General features: G+C 71.5%; 11 protein-coding genes. 6 read left to right on the top strand and 5 right to left on the bottom strand.

Features of this window, described 5'->3' with window-relative positions:
• Nucleotides 1-50 precede the first annotated feature (50 nt).
• Together O3W51_RS07805 and O3W51_RS07810 are read right to left on the bottom strand one after the other, a co-directional pair.
• Nucleotides 51-662: a DUF1349 domain-containing protein gene (locus O3W51_RS07805; protein WP_138355028.1), complete on the bottom strand. Its 612-nt coding sequence runs from the start codon at nt 660-662 to the stop codon at nt 51-53.
• A 17-nt stretch (nt 663-679) separates the two neighbouring features.
• Nucleotides 680-2,212: an aldehyde dehydrogenase (NADP(+)) gene (locus tag O3W51_RS07810; RefSeq protein WP_198357180.1), complete on the bottom strand. Its 1,533-nt coding sequence runs from the start codon at nt 2,210-2,212 to the stop codon at nt 680-682.
• A gap of 135 nt (nt 2,213-2,347) precedes the next feature.
• On the opposite strand from O3W51_RS07810, the gene O3W51_RS07815 reads away from it, so the two are divergent.
• The 4 genes from O3W51_RS07815 to O3W51_RS07830 all read left to right on the top strand — a co-directional run bounded on the left by O3W51_RS07815 (nt 2,348) and on the right by O3W51_RS07830 (nt 8,526).
• Nucleotides 2,348-3,118, top strand: coding sequence for an IclR family transcriptional regulator (locus O3W51_RS07815; RefSeq protein ID WP_138355030.1), 771 nt, complete (start codon nt 2,348-2,350; stop codon nt 3,116-3,118).
• Nucleotides 3,119-3,223: 105 nt separating this feature from the next.
• Complete coding sequence (locus tag O3W51_RS07820) at nt 3,224-7,693, top strand: RHS repeat-associated core domain-containing protein (protein WP_269284874.1); 4,470 nt, start codon at nt 3,224-3,226, stop codon at nt 7,691-7,693.
• Nucleotides 7,694-7,704: 11 nt separating this feature from the next.
• Nucleotides 7,705-8,040: a hypothetical protein gene (locus O3W51_RS07825; protein WP_138355032.1), complete on the top strand. Its 336-nt coding sequence runs from the start codon at nt 7,705-7,707 to the stop codon at nt 8,038-8,040.
• Between the two features lie 42 nt (nt 8,041-8,082).
• Nucleotides 8,083-8,526, top strand: a complete 444-nt coding sequence (locus O3W51_RS07830) for a hypothetical protein (RefSeq protein ID WP_138355033.1) — start codon at nt 8,083-8,085, stop codon at nt 8,524-8,526.
• Between the two features lie 16 nt (nt 8,527-8,542).
• On the opposite strand, the gene O3W51_RS07835 is transcribed toward O3W51_RS07830, so the two are convergent.
• From O3W51_RS07835 to O3W51_RS07845, 3 genes are all read right to left on the bottom strand, one after another.
• Nucleotides 8,543-9,790 carry a hypothetical protein gene (locus O3W51_RS07835; protein ID WP_198357179.1) on the bottom strand — a complete coding sequence of 416 codons (1,248 nt, stop codon included), beginning with the start codon at nt 9,788-9,790 and terminating at the stop codon, nt 8,543-8,545.
• 61 nt (nt 9,791-9,851) lie between these two features.
• Entirely contained in the window at nt 9,852-11,066 is a 1,215-nt protein-coding gene (locus O3W51_RS07840) for a hypothetical protein (protein WP_138359547.1), read from the bottom strand.
• A 65-nt stretch (nt 11,067-11,131) separates the two neighbouring features.
• Nucleotides 11,132-12,064 carry a 5-dehydro-4-deoxyglucarate dehydratase gene (locus O3W51_RS07845; RefSeq protein WP_138359545.1) on the bottom strand — a complete coding sequence of 311 codons (933 nt, stop codon included), beginning with the start codon at nt 12,062-12,064 and terminating at the stop codon, nt 11,132-11,134.
• A gap of 186 nt (nt 12,065-12,250) precedes the next feature.
• On the opposite strand from O3W51_RS07845, the gene O3W51_RS07850 reads away from it, so the two are divergent.
• Both O3W51_RS07850 and O3W51_RS07855 read left to right on the top strand, forming a co-directional pair.
• Nucleotides 12,251-13,060 carry an NAD-dependent epimerase/dehydratase family protein gene (locus tag O3W51_RS07850; protein WP_198357178.1) on the top strand — a complete coding sequence of 270 codons (810 nt, stop codon included), beginning with the start codon at nt 12,251-12,253 and terminating at the stop codon, nt 13,058-13,060.
• Between the two features lie 88 nt (nt 13,061-13,148).
• On the top strand, nt 13,149-13,490 hold a 342-nt coding region (locus O3W51_RS07855; RefSeq protein ID WP_443048252.1), incomplete at its 3' end, for a TerD family protein.

The following is a 13,490-nucleotide window of genomic DNA, read 5'->3' on the forward strand; positions in this document are numbered from 1 at the left end:
GCCCTGCGGGGGCCGGACTGCTGGGGGCAGCCCGGCCCCCGCAGGGCGTTTCAGCCGCCGTCGCGCAGGTCGGCGGGCGCGCCGGACCGGAAGGTGATCCGGTCGAAGACCGCCGTGCACCCGTCGGCGTCCGGCGACGGGCACTGCGTCATGAAACCGACGCTCGCGGCCGCCGCCTCCCGCTCCGTGCCGAGGGCGAAGAGCCGGACGAACGTCCACCGCTCACCGTCGGCCGAGGCGTGGAAGGCGAAGGCCCGGCCGGTGCGGGTGATCCGCAGCCAGACGTGGTCCCCGTCCACCTCCCAGCTGTTGGCGTCGTCGGAGCTGCCCTGGGTGACGACCGAGACGACGGTGTACCGGGCGGGCGAGAGCTCCAGGCAGAGCTTGGCCCACTGCTCGTCGGCCACCTGCAGGTAGAGCGCTCCGGCGTCGCCAGCGGCCCGCAGCCGGGCCGTCACCCGGGCGATCAGCTGGAAGTCGCCCTCGGGCGGGGTGCCGAGCAGCCGGGGCGCGTCGGCCGCCGGTACCTTCGGCGCCCGGCCGGGGTGCACGAAGCGGTCCTGGCCGGGACCCGCGGTGAGGACGAGCGCGCCGTCCTGGTAGCTCGGATCGGCGGCCGGACCGTACGCCCGCAGCCCGAAGGGCAGCTCCTTCAGCTCCACTACGCGTTCAGCTCCGCTCAGATCTCCAGCCGGCCGTCGAAGCGGCGCGGCAGGTGGAGCGGGTTCTCGTCGCGCAGCTCCGCGGGGAGCAGGGCGACCGGGGTGTCCTGGTACGCGACCGGCCGCAGCCAGCGCTCGATGGCGGTCCCGCCGACGGAGGTCGAGGTCGACGTGGTCGCCGGGTACGGGCCGCCGTGGTGCTGGGCGGGGGCGACGGCCACGCCGGTCGGCCAGCCGTTGACGAGCAGCCGGCCCGCCAGCGGGGTGAGTTCGGCGAGCAGCGCGGTGGCCGGGCCGTCCTCCTGTCCCGCCTCCTCCTCACCGATGTGGACGGTGGCGGTGAGGTTGCCGGGCAGCCGCTCCAGCACGGCGGTGATCTGGGCGCGGTCCTCGTAGCGCGCCACGACCGTCACCGGGCCGAAGCACTCCTCGAGCAGCAGATCGTGCGGTCCTTCGGCGGCCAGCCGGTCGGCGGGAACGGTGAGGTATCCGGCGCTGACGGTGTGCTCGCCGCCGGAGCCCGGGGTCACCGGGGCCTCGACGCCGGGCAGCGCGGCCCTGGCCTCGACACCGGCGACGAAGGCGTCCCGCATCCGGACGTCGAGCAGGACGCCCGCGTCCGAGTCGCTGACGGCGGCGGTGACGGCCTTGAGCAGCCGGTCGCCCGCCGCGCCGGCCGGGGCCAGCACCAGTCCTGGCTTGACGCAGAACTGGCCGACGCCCAGAGTCATGGACCCGGCGAGTCCCGCGCCGATCTGCTCGGCCCGCTCGTCCGCCGCGGCCTCGGTGATCACGACCGGGTTGAGGCTGCCCAGTTCGCCATGGAAGGGGATCGGCCGGGGACGGGCCGCGGCCGCGTCGAAGAGCGCCCGCCCGCCGCGTACCGAGCCGGTGAATCCGGCGGCGCTGACCAGCGGGTGCTTGATGAGGTCGATACCGGCCTGGAAGCCGTGCACGACGGCGACGACGTCGGCGGGCAGCCCGACCCGGACGGCGGCGCGGCGCAGCACGCTCGCGCACAGCTCCGAGGTGGCGGGGTGGTCCGGGTGCGCCTTGACGACGACCGGGCAGCCGGCGGCCAGCGCGCTCGCGGTGTCGCCGCCGGGGACGGAGAACGCCAGCGGGAAGTTGCTGGCCGAGTAGACCGCGACCACGCCGAGCGGGATCTTGTAGCGCCGCAGGTCGGGGCGGGGAGCGGGCTTCGCGGCCGGGTCCGCGTGGTCGATGACGACGTCCAGGAAGGCGCCCTCGTCGACGATGTCGGCGAACGCGCGCAGCTGGAACGTGGTGCGGGCGAGCTCGCCGGTCAGCCGGCCGGGGCCGAGCGCCGTCTCGGCGTCGGCCGCCTCCAGCACCTGCGGGCCGGCCTCCTCCAGAAGGTCCGCGGCGGTCCGCAGCAGGAGGGCGCGTACGCTGCGGTCGGCGAGCGCGGGCGCCGCGGCGGCCGCGGCGCGGACGGCGGCGTCGATCTCCGCCGTGGTGGCCTCGTCCGCCACCTGCTCCCGCTGCTTCCCGGTACGGGGGTCGACGGACCAGACTGGAACAGCCACCGGGGGAACCTCCAGATTTGCCTCATGCGGATCAGCCACTGTTCGATATGCTGAACAGCGTCTTCACTTATGAATCTTTGAACCATTCCGGAGCCTACTTGCAGGATCCGGGGCCGAACAAGAGGGGTCAGGACGATGTCTGCTGGCGACGGTGGCGGTTCTCAGGTCAAGTCCGCGGTCCGCACGGTCGAACTGCTGGAATTCTTCGCGGGACGACCCGGAATGCACAGCCTCGCGGCCGTACAGGAATCCGTCGGCTACCCCAAGTCCAGCCTCTACATGCTGCTCCGCACCCTAGTCGAGCTCGGCTGGATCGAAACCGATGCCACCGGAACGCGTTACGGGATCGGTGTCCGGGCGCTGCTCGTCGGCACCTCGTACATCGACGGTGACGAGGTCGTCGCCGCGGCCCGCCCCACCCTCGACCGGCTCTCCGACGACACCAGCGAAACCATCCACCTCGCCCGGCTGGACGGCACCAGCGTCGTCTATCTCGCGACCCGCCAGTCCCAGCACTACCTGCGGCCCTTCACCCGGGTCGGCCGCCGCCTCCCGGCGCACTCCACCTCGCTCGGCAAGGCGCTGCTCGCCACGTACACCGACGAGCAGGTCCGCAAACTGCTCCCCGAGACCCTCGAACCCCTCACCGAGCACACCCACACCGACCGCGAGAAGCTCATCGAGGAACTCGCGGTCATCCGGGAGCAGGGCTTCGCCGTCGACCGCGAGGAGAACACCCTCGGCCTGCGCTGCTTCGGCATCGCCATCCCGTACCGCACCCCGGCCCGCGACGCGGTCAGCTGCTCCGTCCCCGTGGCCCGGCTCACCCCCGCCCACGAACAGATGATCAAGGACACCCTCTTCGACGCCCGGGACCGCCTGACCCTGGCCACCCGCCGGCTGTGACCTTTCGCATCGTCACAGAACGTCGACGACCTGCCCCTCACCTCGTTGCCCCCGCTCCCGGAATGCAAGAATCGACGCGGAGTTGATCACACACGGGGGAACAACGTGGCGAATCGTCCGACGGATTGGCATGTGCTGGACCTGGACCGGGATCCGGTCCCCGGGGACCCGTACGAGGTGAAGGAACTCGCCCGCAAACTGGGCGACTTCGCCGACGACGTGTCCTCGGCGCTGCGCTCGGTGCGCGGGCTGAGCGGCAACAACGCCGTGCAGGACTGGGCCGGGCTGGCGGCGGACGCGTACCGGGAGCAGTTCGGGGATCTGCCGGGCGAGCTGGGCAAGTTGGAGAAGTCCTACCGGCTGGCGTCGGGGGCGCTGGAGACGTACTGGCCGAAGCTGGAGACGGCGCAGGCCGACGCCGACCGGGCGCTGGCGCAGGGTCGTACGGCCCGCCAGGACCTGGACGCGGCCAAGACCACCCAGACGAACGCCAACGACTGGGTGAAGCGGGCGGGCGACAAGTCCAAGGAGTACCAGGCCGATCCGAAGCCGGGCGTGGAACCGCCGTCCGCGGACGAGGTCCGTACCGCCACCCGCAACGCGCTGGACGCCTCGAACGCGCAGAAGTCCGCGAACACCGCCGTCCACGACGCGCAGCAGCGCCTCGACGCGGCAAAGGAGTTGGCCGCGCAGGCCGCCCACTTGCGGGACACCGCCGCCTCGACCGCCGAACACGCCCTGCATGAGGCGTCGGACGCGGGGATCAAGAACAAGCACTGGTGGGAAAAGGCGGTCGACTGGGTCGCCGACCACTGGGACGACATCGTCGCCGTCTGCAAGGTCATCGTCGCGGTCCTCGGCATCATCGTGATGATCATCGGCGGACCGCTGGCCTGGATCGTGCTCGCCGCGGCGCTGGTCGTCCTTGCCGACACGCTCATCAAATACGCGCAAGGCAAAGCATCGCTGTGGGACGTGGCCTTCGCCGCGCTCGACTGCATCCCCAGGTTCAAGGGCCTCACCACCGCCGGCGGCCTGCTCAAGATGGCCAAGAACCTGCCCAAGCTGATGAAGGGCATGGGCAGCCACCTCGGGGACGTCGCCGGTGCCCTGCGCAAGGGACTGCCCGCTCTGCGCAAGGACGCGAAGGAACTGAGCGAGCGCGTCTGCGAGAAGGACCCGATAGACGTGGCCTCGGGCGAAATGATCATGCCCCAGACCGATGTCCATCTGCCGGGCGCCCTACCGCTGGTCCTGGAACGGACACATGTGTCGTCCTACCGCGCCGGACGCTGGTTCGGCCCGTCCTGGGCGTCGACCCTGGACCAGCACCTGGAGGTCGACGACCAGGGTGTGGTGTTCCGGACCGCCGACGGCATGAGCCTGTGCTACCCGCGACCCCAGCCCGGCCTGCCGGTACTGCCGGTCGTGGGGACGACCCGGCCGCTGGCCTGGGACGGCACGGCGGGCGGCAGCATGTCCGTCACCGACCCCGCCACCGGGCGCACATCACACTTCGTCCTCGAACAGCCACCCGCCGCGGGCGAGTCGGCCCGCCTTCCACTGGCCGCGATCACCGACCGCAACGGCGTCCGCATCGAGATCACGTACACCGACGACGGTGTCCCCGCCGAAGTACGGCACAGCGGCGGTTACCGGATAGGTATCGAGACCGAGGACCAGCGGATCACCGCGCTGCGCCTCCTCAGCCACGAGGACCGCCCGGTCCTGCAGCGGTTCGGCTATGACACCGCCGGCAACCTCACGCGGATCTACAACTCCTCCCCGACGCCGTTCACGCTCGAATACGACGCGGAACGGCGCATCACCGGCTGGGAGGACCGCAACGGCTTCTGGTACCGCTACACCTACGACACCGAAGGACGCTGCACAGCCACCGCCGGATCGGGCGGCATCCTCGACGCCGTGTTCTCCTACGACGACGAGAACCGGACCACGGTGGTGACCGACTCCCACGGACACAGCAAGACCTACCGCATGGACGAGGCCTACCAGGTCGTGGCCGTGACCGACGAACTCGGTCATACGACGCTCTCCCAGTGGGACCGGCGGGACCGGTTGCTGTCGCGCACCGATCCGCTGGGCCGTACCGTCCGCTACACCTACGACGCGGACGGCAACCTGACCACGGTCCTGCGTCCGGATGGTTCCGCCGCCCGGGCCCGTTACAACGGGATGGGACTGCCCATCGAGGTCGTGGAACCGGGCGGCGCCCGGTGGACGCGCGCCTACGACGAGCGGGGCAACCCCGTCGCCATCGTGGACCCCACCGGCGCCGAGACCCGCTTCACCTACGACGAGCGGGGTCACCGCACCTCGATCACGGGTCCGCTCGGCCACACCCAGCTGGTGGAGAACGACCCCGCCGGGCTGCCCGTCGCGGTGACCGATGCCCTCGGCAGCACCCGGAGGAGCGTGCGCGATCCGTTCGGACGCGTCCTCCGGGTGACCGATCCGCTGGGTCATGGCGCGAGTTACCACTGGACCGCCGAGGGGAGGCTCGCCCGCTACACGGGTGCGGACGGCGCGAGCGAGGTCTGGACCTGGGACGCCGAAGGCAATCTGGTCGAACACACGGACCAGACCGGTCGCACCACCCGCCGGTCGTGGACCGCGTTCGATCTGCCGCGGTCGCGTACCGCTCCGGACGGGACGACCTACGACTTCACCCATGACACCGAGCGGCGGCTGACGGCCGTCACCGATCCGTTGGGCCGCACCTGGACCTATGCCTATGACGCGGCGGGCCGCGTCGTCGCGGAGACCGACTTCAACGGCCGCACCCTGAGCTATGAGCACGACGCCGCCGGCCGTCTCGCGACCAGGATCAACGGTTCGGGCGAGAGCCTCACCTACACCCGCGACACCTTGGGCCGTGCGGTCCGGCAGCAGGCAGGCGACGGAACCGTCACCGCTTTCGCCTACACGCCGGACGGGCAGCTCGCCGGCATGTCCAACGCGGACGCCGACGTCGTCATCGAACGCGACGCCGCCGGAAGGATTCTGGCCGAGACCGTGAACGGCCGCACCATGACGCTCGCGTACGACGGTGCGGGCCGGACCGTCGAGCGGCGCGCACCGTCCGGCGCGGTCTCCCGTTGGGAGTACGACGGGGTGGGCCGTCCGGCCGCCCTCACCGCCCAGGACACCACGATCACCTTCGCCTACGACGGCGCGGGCCGGGAGACCGAACGACACCTGGGCGGCAGCGCGACACTCTCCCAGCAGTGGGACCCGCTGTCCCGGCTGACCGGACAACTGCTCTCGACAGGACCCGAATCGCGTATCGTCCGGCAACGGTCGTACGCCTACCGGGAGGACGGACTGCTCGCCGGAATCACCGACAGCGTGAGCGGCATACGGCGTTTCGACCTGGACGCGGCGGGCCGGATCACCGGCGTGCACGGGCGGGACTGGACCGAGTCGTACGCCTATGACGCGGTGGGCAACCTCACGCTGGCGGACTCACCCGGCGCCGGCGCCGAGGGAGGCGAGCGGACGTTCACCGGCACCCTGCTCCGGCACGCGGGCCGTACGCTCCACGAGCACGACGGCGAGGGCCGGCTGGTACGCAGCACCCGCCGGCTGCTCAACGGCCAGACCCGCACCTGGACGTACACGTGGAACTCCGAGGACCGGCTGGTGGAAGTGGTCACCCCGGACGACACCACGTGGCGTTACCGCTATGACCCGCTCGGCCGGCGTACCGCGAAGGAGCGGCTGGCCGGGGACGGCAGCGTGGCCGGGACAACCCTCTTCACATGGGACGGCACCCGGCTCGCCGAGCAGGTCACCGCGGACGGGACCGCCACCACCTGGGACTACGCTCCGGGCACCCACCGTCCGGTCTCCCAGAGCACCGGCCAGGCCGAGGTCGACCGCCGCTTCTACGCCATCGTCACCGACCTCACCGGCACGCCCACCGAACTCGTCGGTCCTGACGGCGACATCGCCTGGCACCTGCAGACCACCCTCTGGGGCGGCACGGTCCCCGGAGGCGGGAGCACGCAACCGGCGGACTGCCCGCTGCGCTTCCCCGGGCAGTACCTGGACGACGAGACGGGCCTGCACTACAACTTCCAGCGCTACTACGATCCCGCGGCCGCCCGGTTCGCGTCCCCGGACCCGCTGGGCCTGGAAGCCGCGCCGAACCACCACGCCTACGTGCCCAACCCGTTCACCTGGACGGACCCGCTGGGCCTGAAGTGCCTGGACGCCGCCGACCAGGCCCGGCACGACGCGGCACGCTCGACCGCTGTGGACGAGCACGGGAACATGCTGGGCGTCGAGGACGCCACCGGGGTCAGGATCATCGACGCGCAGAAACTCCAGGACGTCCGGGCCGATCTGCACGCGAAGCTCGGGCCCCCCGAGGTCAAAACGACCCCCAAGGGAGACATCGAGTTGTGGCGGCTCTCCGACGATCCGAAGGCCACGGTGACGTACCGGCCCTTCAGCGCCTCCCAGAAGAAGGGCCTGATGGGCGGGCCCACGATCGACTACAACGACGTGGATAAACTCGACATGAAGCGCTTCCACGCCCCCCATCCCTGAGACCGAGGACGATGTTCTCCGCAGAGCAGTACGCGAACGAGCTGGACTATCTCGTCCGATACGCCCACGACGACTGGGTGGGCTTCTCCGTCATCAGTGGGACGGTCGGCGGCCTGCTCGGCCGGGGGGCGACGATGGACCGGCAGCAGGAGCTGGCCCTCCGCATCGTCGGTGACCTGCTGAGCGCGGGTGCGCGAGCGGGGGATCTCACAGCGTCCGACGAGACCCCGTTCGCCGCGTGGGAGGGGAACCCGGCCGAGGTACTGGCCAGGATCGCCGCGGAGGTCCGGGCCATGCCCGGACTTCCCGACTCGGGCGACATCTGCTGGTTCACCGTCATCGACTGAGGTCGGACCCGCGTGGACTCGCCCCAGCCTTCCGTCGCGTCGGTGCGATTCGCGTTCTCCGTCGACGATCTGCCGCCGCCCTCCGGGTTCGACCTCGGGCACATGGCGGTGACGGGGAACCTGGGTTCGTACTCATCGCGCGGCCGTACGCCGGACCAGGCGATGATGATCCACGTTTCCGTCTCCCTGCTTCTCGACGGTCTGCGCTCGCTCGTCGAAGCCGGCCGCGGCGGCCATGCGTTCGGCGCGGCCGACTCGTCCTTCTCGTTGAAGTTCTCCCTGACGAAGGACGGGACGATCACCACCCGGGCCCCCGGGACGCCGGTCGACCGGTCCGACGTACGGGCCGTCGTCACCGCGGTGTGGGCGGCGGCGAAGGAGTTCGCCGACGTTCAGCTGCCCCTCCTGCCGGCGGACGACGCCGGCCGGCAGGATCTCGAGATGTCACTGGCCGGCTTCGCGCCGCTGGTCGCGCGTCCCGGATGACCGGGGCGGGAGCGGGTCAGACGCGGGTGACCTCGCCGCAGTCCTTCTTCGCGTCGTCGAGGGGCCTGCTGCGGTCGTACGGGTCGATCTGGGACGCGGAGGGGCCCGGGGTGGCGGAGGCGTTCTTGTCCGGGCCGATGCTCGGGTGCAGGAAGCCGTCGTAGATGTCGCAGGCCGTGTTGCCGATGTCCTGCCGGTACCCGGACACCCAGAGCCTGCCCGCGGTCACCTGCTCGATCCGGGGGTCGGCGACGTCGAAGTCCAGCACCCGCCGCACGATGGTGCGGGAGACGGCCGTCGAGCCGCCGGCGGCGGTCACCGGATAGACGAAGGTGACGTCGGCGTGCACGGTGACCGAGCCGGAGCTGCCCTCCTTGAAGGTGATCAGGCCGCGCGTCTTGATCACGCTGCCGACCGTCTTCACCTCCGCCGGGTTGAACCGGCTGGCCACCAGCAGCGGGTCGTGCTCCTTGTCGGGCTTGCGGAAGGAGGCGTCCCAGCGCGAGGTGATCTCCGTCTGCAGGGGGTCGACCAGGCCCATCGCGAGCTGCGGGCGCTCCCCGCGCAGCGTCGCCGGGTTGAGGTTCGTGTCGACCAGGAACTCCTTGGTCCTGCTCAGCGCGGACTCCACCTGCTTGCGTGTCATCCGGCCGACCGGCCGGGCCGTGGGCAGCACGATTCCGGCGGCACCGTCCGCGTACTGGGCGGCCGGCGAGCCGCGGAAGGGCTCGGCGAGCGTCGGGGTGTCCGCCAGGGGGTCGACGGACGGGGCGGCGGTGGGCGGCGCCGTCTCCGGGGGGAGGGTGGTCTGGCCGGCGGTGGGCCGGCCGGAGCCGTCCGAGCGGTGGCCCGTGGAATCGGTGGAGTCCGCGGCGTTGCCGAAGTCACCGTGCAGCCAGGCCACCGCGGTGGACGGGTTGAGCACCGCCAGGAGGACCCCGACGGTCAGCAGCACACCCAGCGCTCCGCGCAGCCGCCGCCGGGTCGCCCGGCCTTCTCTGTCCTGCCAGGCGGGGCCGGTGCGCCAGCCGGCGGGCTCGCCCGGCTTCGCCTTCGGTGCGCGCCCCCACCGCTTGTTCTTCTTCTGCTGCTGCTCGGCCAGCTCGGCCTCGCGCCGGAGCCGTTCGGTGACCATCCGGGCGCGTGCCGACGGCTCCTTCGGAGCCTGCGCCCGGATGTCCTGTTCGCTGTCCTGGACGAATTTCTCCCAGACGTCGTCCGGTATGGCGGACTCGTCCCCGGAAGCGGGTGGTTCAGTGGTCACGCTAGGCCCCCCACAGGCTGTTTCAGCACGTGAGGGCAGTTCTACAGGCCGGCCGCGAACCCTACAAGTCGGTTCTGGAGCGCAGGGCGCCGAGGGCCGAGCGGACCGCTTCGAGGTCCGCGTCGGATGCCAGGCCCGCGTGGTAGAGCCGTACCTCGGTGGCGCCGAGGCCCGCCGCGTGGGCCACGTCGGCGGCCAGCGTGCGCGGGCTGCCGCCCATGCCGGCCACGACGGGGAAATTGGCGGCGAGGACGGTGTCCGGGCGCCGGTGGCGCGCGAACGGGCTCAGCACGGCGGCCCGTTCGGCCGCGCCGCCGGCGCAGGGCAGGACCAGGCCGTCGGCGTGCGAGAGCACGTCCTCCGCGTCGACGCCGACGTTCGCGCCCGTCCGGTGCGGGCCGGGGTCGGCGTGCAGCAGGATCTGGAAGCCGGAGCCGGCCCCGGCGCGTACCGCGGACACCATCTCCCGCTGGAAGTGGCGGGCCACCATGGCGCGCCAGCACAGCGTCGCACCGGCCAGGTCCACGCCGAGCAGCTTCTCGACCTCGGCCCACTCGGCCGCGCGGTCGGCGGGCCCCGGCTCCCGCTCGCCGGACCACACCGGCACCAGCGCGGTCCGCACGGCGCTCTGCAGGGTGTCGGGGTCCTGCCCGAGCCCCGCGTAGCCGTCCCGGCAGGTACGGCAGAAGCACAGCGACATCAGGTACTGGGCGGCCCCGCCCAGCGGCACTCCGCCGATCTTGTCGTGCGCGTGCAGATGGCCGACGCCGTACCAGCCGCAGGACTCCAGTTCGGTCCCGTCGGTCCCCGGCCGGACCGCCGCCTCCACCGCGAGATCGACGGCGTAGGCCCGTACTTCCGGCTGGGCGATGCACGGCGCCCACGGGTAGCGGTCGCCGTAGGCGTTGCGCACCGAGGTGCGCGGGAACTCCTCGCCCAGCCGGGAGTTGTGCGCGAGCACCACCCACGAGTGGACGGACAGCCCGGCGGCCGACAGGGCGGCCGCCGCCTCCCCGTAGGCGTCCGTCGCCGGCACCCACGCCTGCGGGTACGGGCGCAGCGAGCGCCCGCTCCAGCGCTTGGGGTCCGGCGGGTAGAGCACCGCCGCGTGCCGGGCCGTGACGATGCGCTGCCGCGGATGGCGGGGGGTCAGGGCACGGGTGGAGTGGTAGGCGGAGGCGAGCGTGACCTGCTGGACGCCGAGGTCGGCGATCCGGCGCGGGGCGTCCGGGTCACCGACGACGTCCCACGGGTAGACGAAGGCGGAGGCTCTCAACTTGGCTCCTCAAGCAGCGGGTCGGCACACGCGTGCCCGATGCTGCCGCACCGGGCGCCCGTTCGTCAGCTGTCGCTCAGCAGCGCCATTCCGCGCTCGATCAGTTCGGCAAGCTCCTTGACATGCGCGGGCGACGGTTCGACCAGTGGCGACCGCACCTCGCCGACGTCCAGACCGCGCAACCGGACGCCCGCCTTGACCAGCGATACCGCATAGCCGCGGCCCTGGTTGCGCAGTGAGACCAGCGGCCGGTAGAAGCCGTCGATGAGCCGGTTGACGGTCTTGTCGTCGCCGGAGTTCAGCGCCTTGTGGAAGGCGAGGGCGATCTCGGGCGCGAAGCAGAAGACGGCCGACGAGTACAGCAGCACGCCGATGCCGCGGTAGGCGAGGCCGGTGAGTTCGGCGGTGGGCAGGCCGTTGAAGTAGAGGAAGTCGCGCTCGGGCAGCTCGGTGCGCACGGCGCTGACGATCCGCTGCATCAGGTCGAGGTCGCCGAGCCCGTCCTTGAGGCCGATGATGTTGGGGATCCTGGCCAGTTCGACGACGGTCTCGGATTCGAAGACGGCGTTGTCGCGCTGGTAGACGATGATGTCGAGCCCGGTGCCGGCGGCGAGGCCCGAGTAGTGCCGCAGCAGACCGGCCTGGTCGGGGACGACGAGGTAGGGCGGCATGGCGAGCAGTCCGTCCGCGCCCGCGTCCTCCGCCAGCCGCGCGAACTGCACGGCGAGGGCGGTCCCGTATCCGGCGCCCGCGACCACCGGCACCCGGCCGGCCGACACCTCGACGGCCGCGGCGACACAGGCCCGGAACTCCTCGGGGGTCAGCGCGTGGAACTCGCCGGTGCCGCAGCACGCGAAGACCGCGGCCGCGCCCGCCTCGATGCCTTCGCGCACGTGCGCGCGGAACATGTCGAGATCCAGCTCGCCGTCCGGGCCGTAGGCGGTGACGGGGAAGAACAGCAGGCCGTCGAGGCGCTCGGCAAGTGAGGCTGAGGTCATCGGATCCCCTTGAAGTTCTGTGCGCTCTTCTGGCTGTGCGCTCTTCTGATTCACGTCCATATTCGTGAACGCTGCCACGCTAAGCGAGTTCAGCCGCGCCGGTCAAGCGAACGGGCATGCCTTGACGGTGCCAGAGGCGCTCTTTAGCCTGTCCATAGATATGAATGATGTCCACGGAGGAGAACGATGCCTGCTCCCCGCACCATCCTGCTCACCGGCGCCGCGGGCGGCGTGGGCACCCTGATGCGCGAACTGCTGCCCGCGTACGGCTACGAGCTCCGCCTGCTGGACGTCCGGCCCGTCGAAGGGGCACCGGACGCCGTCACGGCCGATCTCACGGACGCCGGCGCGCTGCGCGAGGCGGTCCGGGGCGTCGACGCGATCATCCACCTCGCGGGCATCTCGCTGGAAGCACCCTTCGACAAGATCCTGCGGTCCAACATCGAAGGGACTTACCACCTCTACGAGGCGGCGCGCGAGGAAGGCGTACGGCGCGTCGTGTTCGCCTCCAGCAACCACGCGGTCGGCTTCACCCCGCGCCCCACCGGAGACGACCCGCTGATCCCCATCGGCACCCCGCACCGCCCGGACACCTTCTACGGGCTGTCCAAGTGCTTCGGCGAGGACCTCGCCTCCCTCTACTGGGACCTGCACGGCCTGGAGACCGTCTCGCTGCGGATCGGCTCGTGCTTCCCGGCGCCGACCTCCGTGCGGATGCTCTCGGTCTGGATGAGCCCGGCCGACTGCGCCCGGCTGCTGCACGCCGCGCTCACCGCCGAGGACGTCCGGCACACCGTCGCCTACGGCAGCTCGGCGAACACCCGCCTCTGGTGGGATCTGACGACGGCCCGCGCACTCGGTTACGAGCCGCAGGACGATTCCGAGCCCTACGCCGCCGCCCTCGTCGCCGAGCAGGGCGAGCTCGACCCGGCCAACCCCGACCACGCCCACCTGGGCGGGCCCTTCTGCACCGATCCGCCCATCTGGCCGTACTGACGGCGGAAGCGGACCGTGCGCCCGGCGCGTTCTCCACGGATGACGCAAGGTAATGGAACCGCAAAGCCGGGTCGATCGTTACCCCGGCATGACCGCAATGACACCCGGCTCGAATGTCCCGCTCTCCGTACCGCGCGTAGCGGTGGACGTCACCGCACCCGTGCGGCTCGACGTATCGGGCCTGCTGCTCACCGCCGACGGCAAGGTGCGCTCGGACGACGACTTCGTCTTCTACAACCAGCCGAACGGCCCGGGCGTGACCCACCGGTCGGGCCGCGGCACCGGACCCGACTCGATCACCGTGGACACCGGCGCCGTGCCCGACGGCATCGAGAAGATCGTCGTGACGGCGAGCCTGGACGCGGCGGGTGCCACCTTCGCCGGCACCGAACCGACGGCCACCGTCCGGGACGCCGACCGCGGCAGCGTC

The sequence above is a fragment of the Streptomyces sp. H39-C1 genome, from assembly GCF_027158125.1.
In the GTDB taxonomy this organism is placed as follows: Bacteria; Actinomycetota; Actinomycetes; order Streptomycetales; family Streptomycetaceae; genus Actinacidiphila; species Actinacidiphila fildesensis.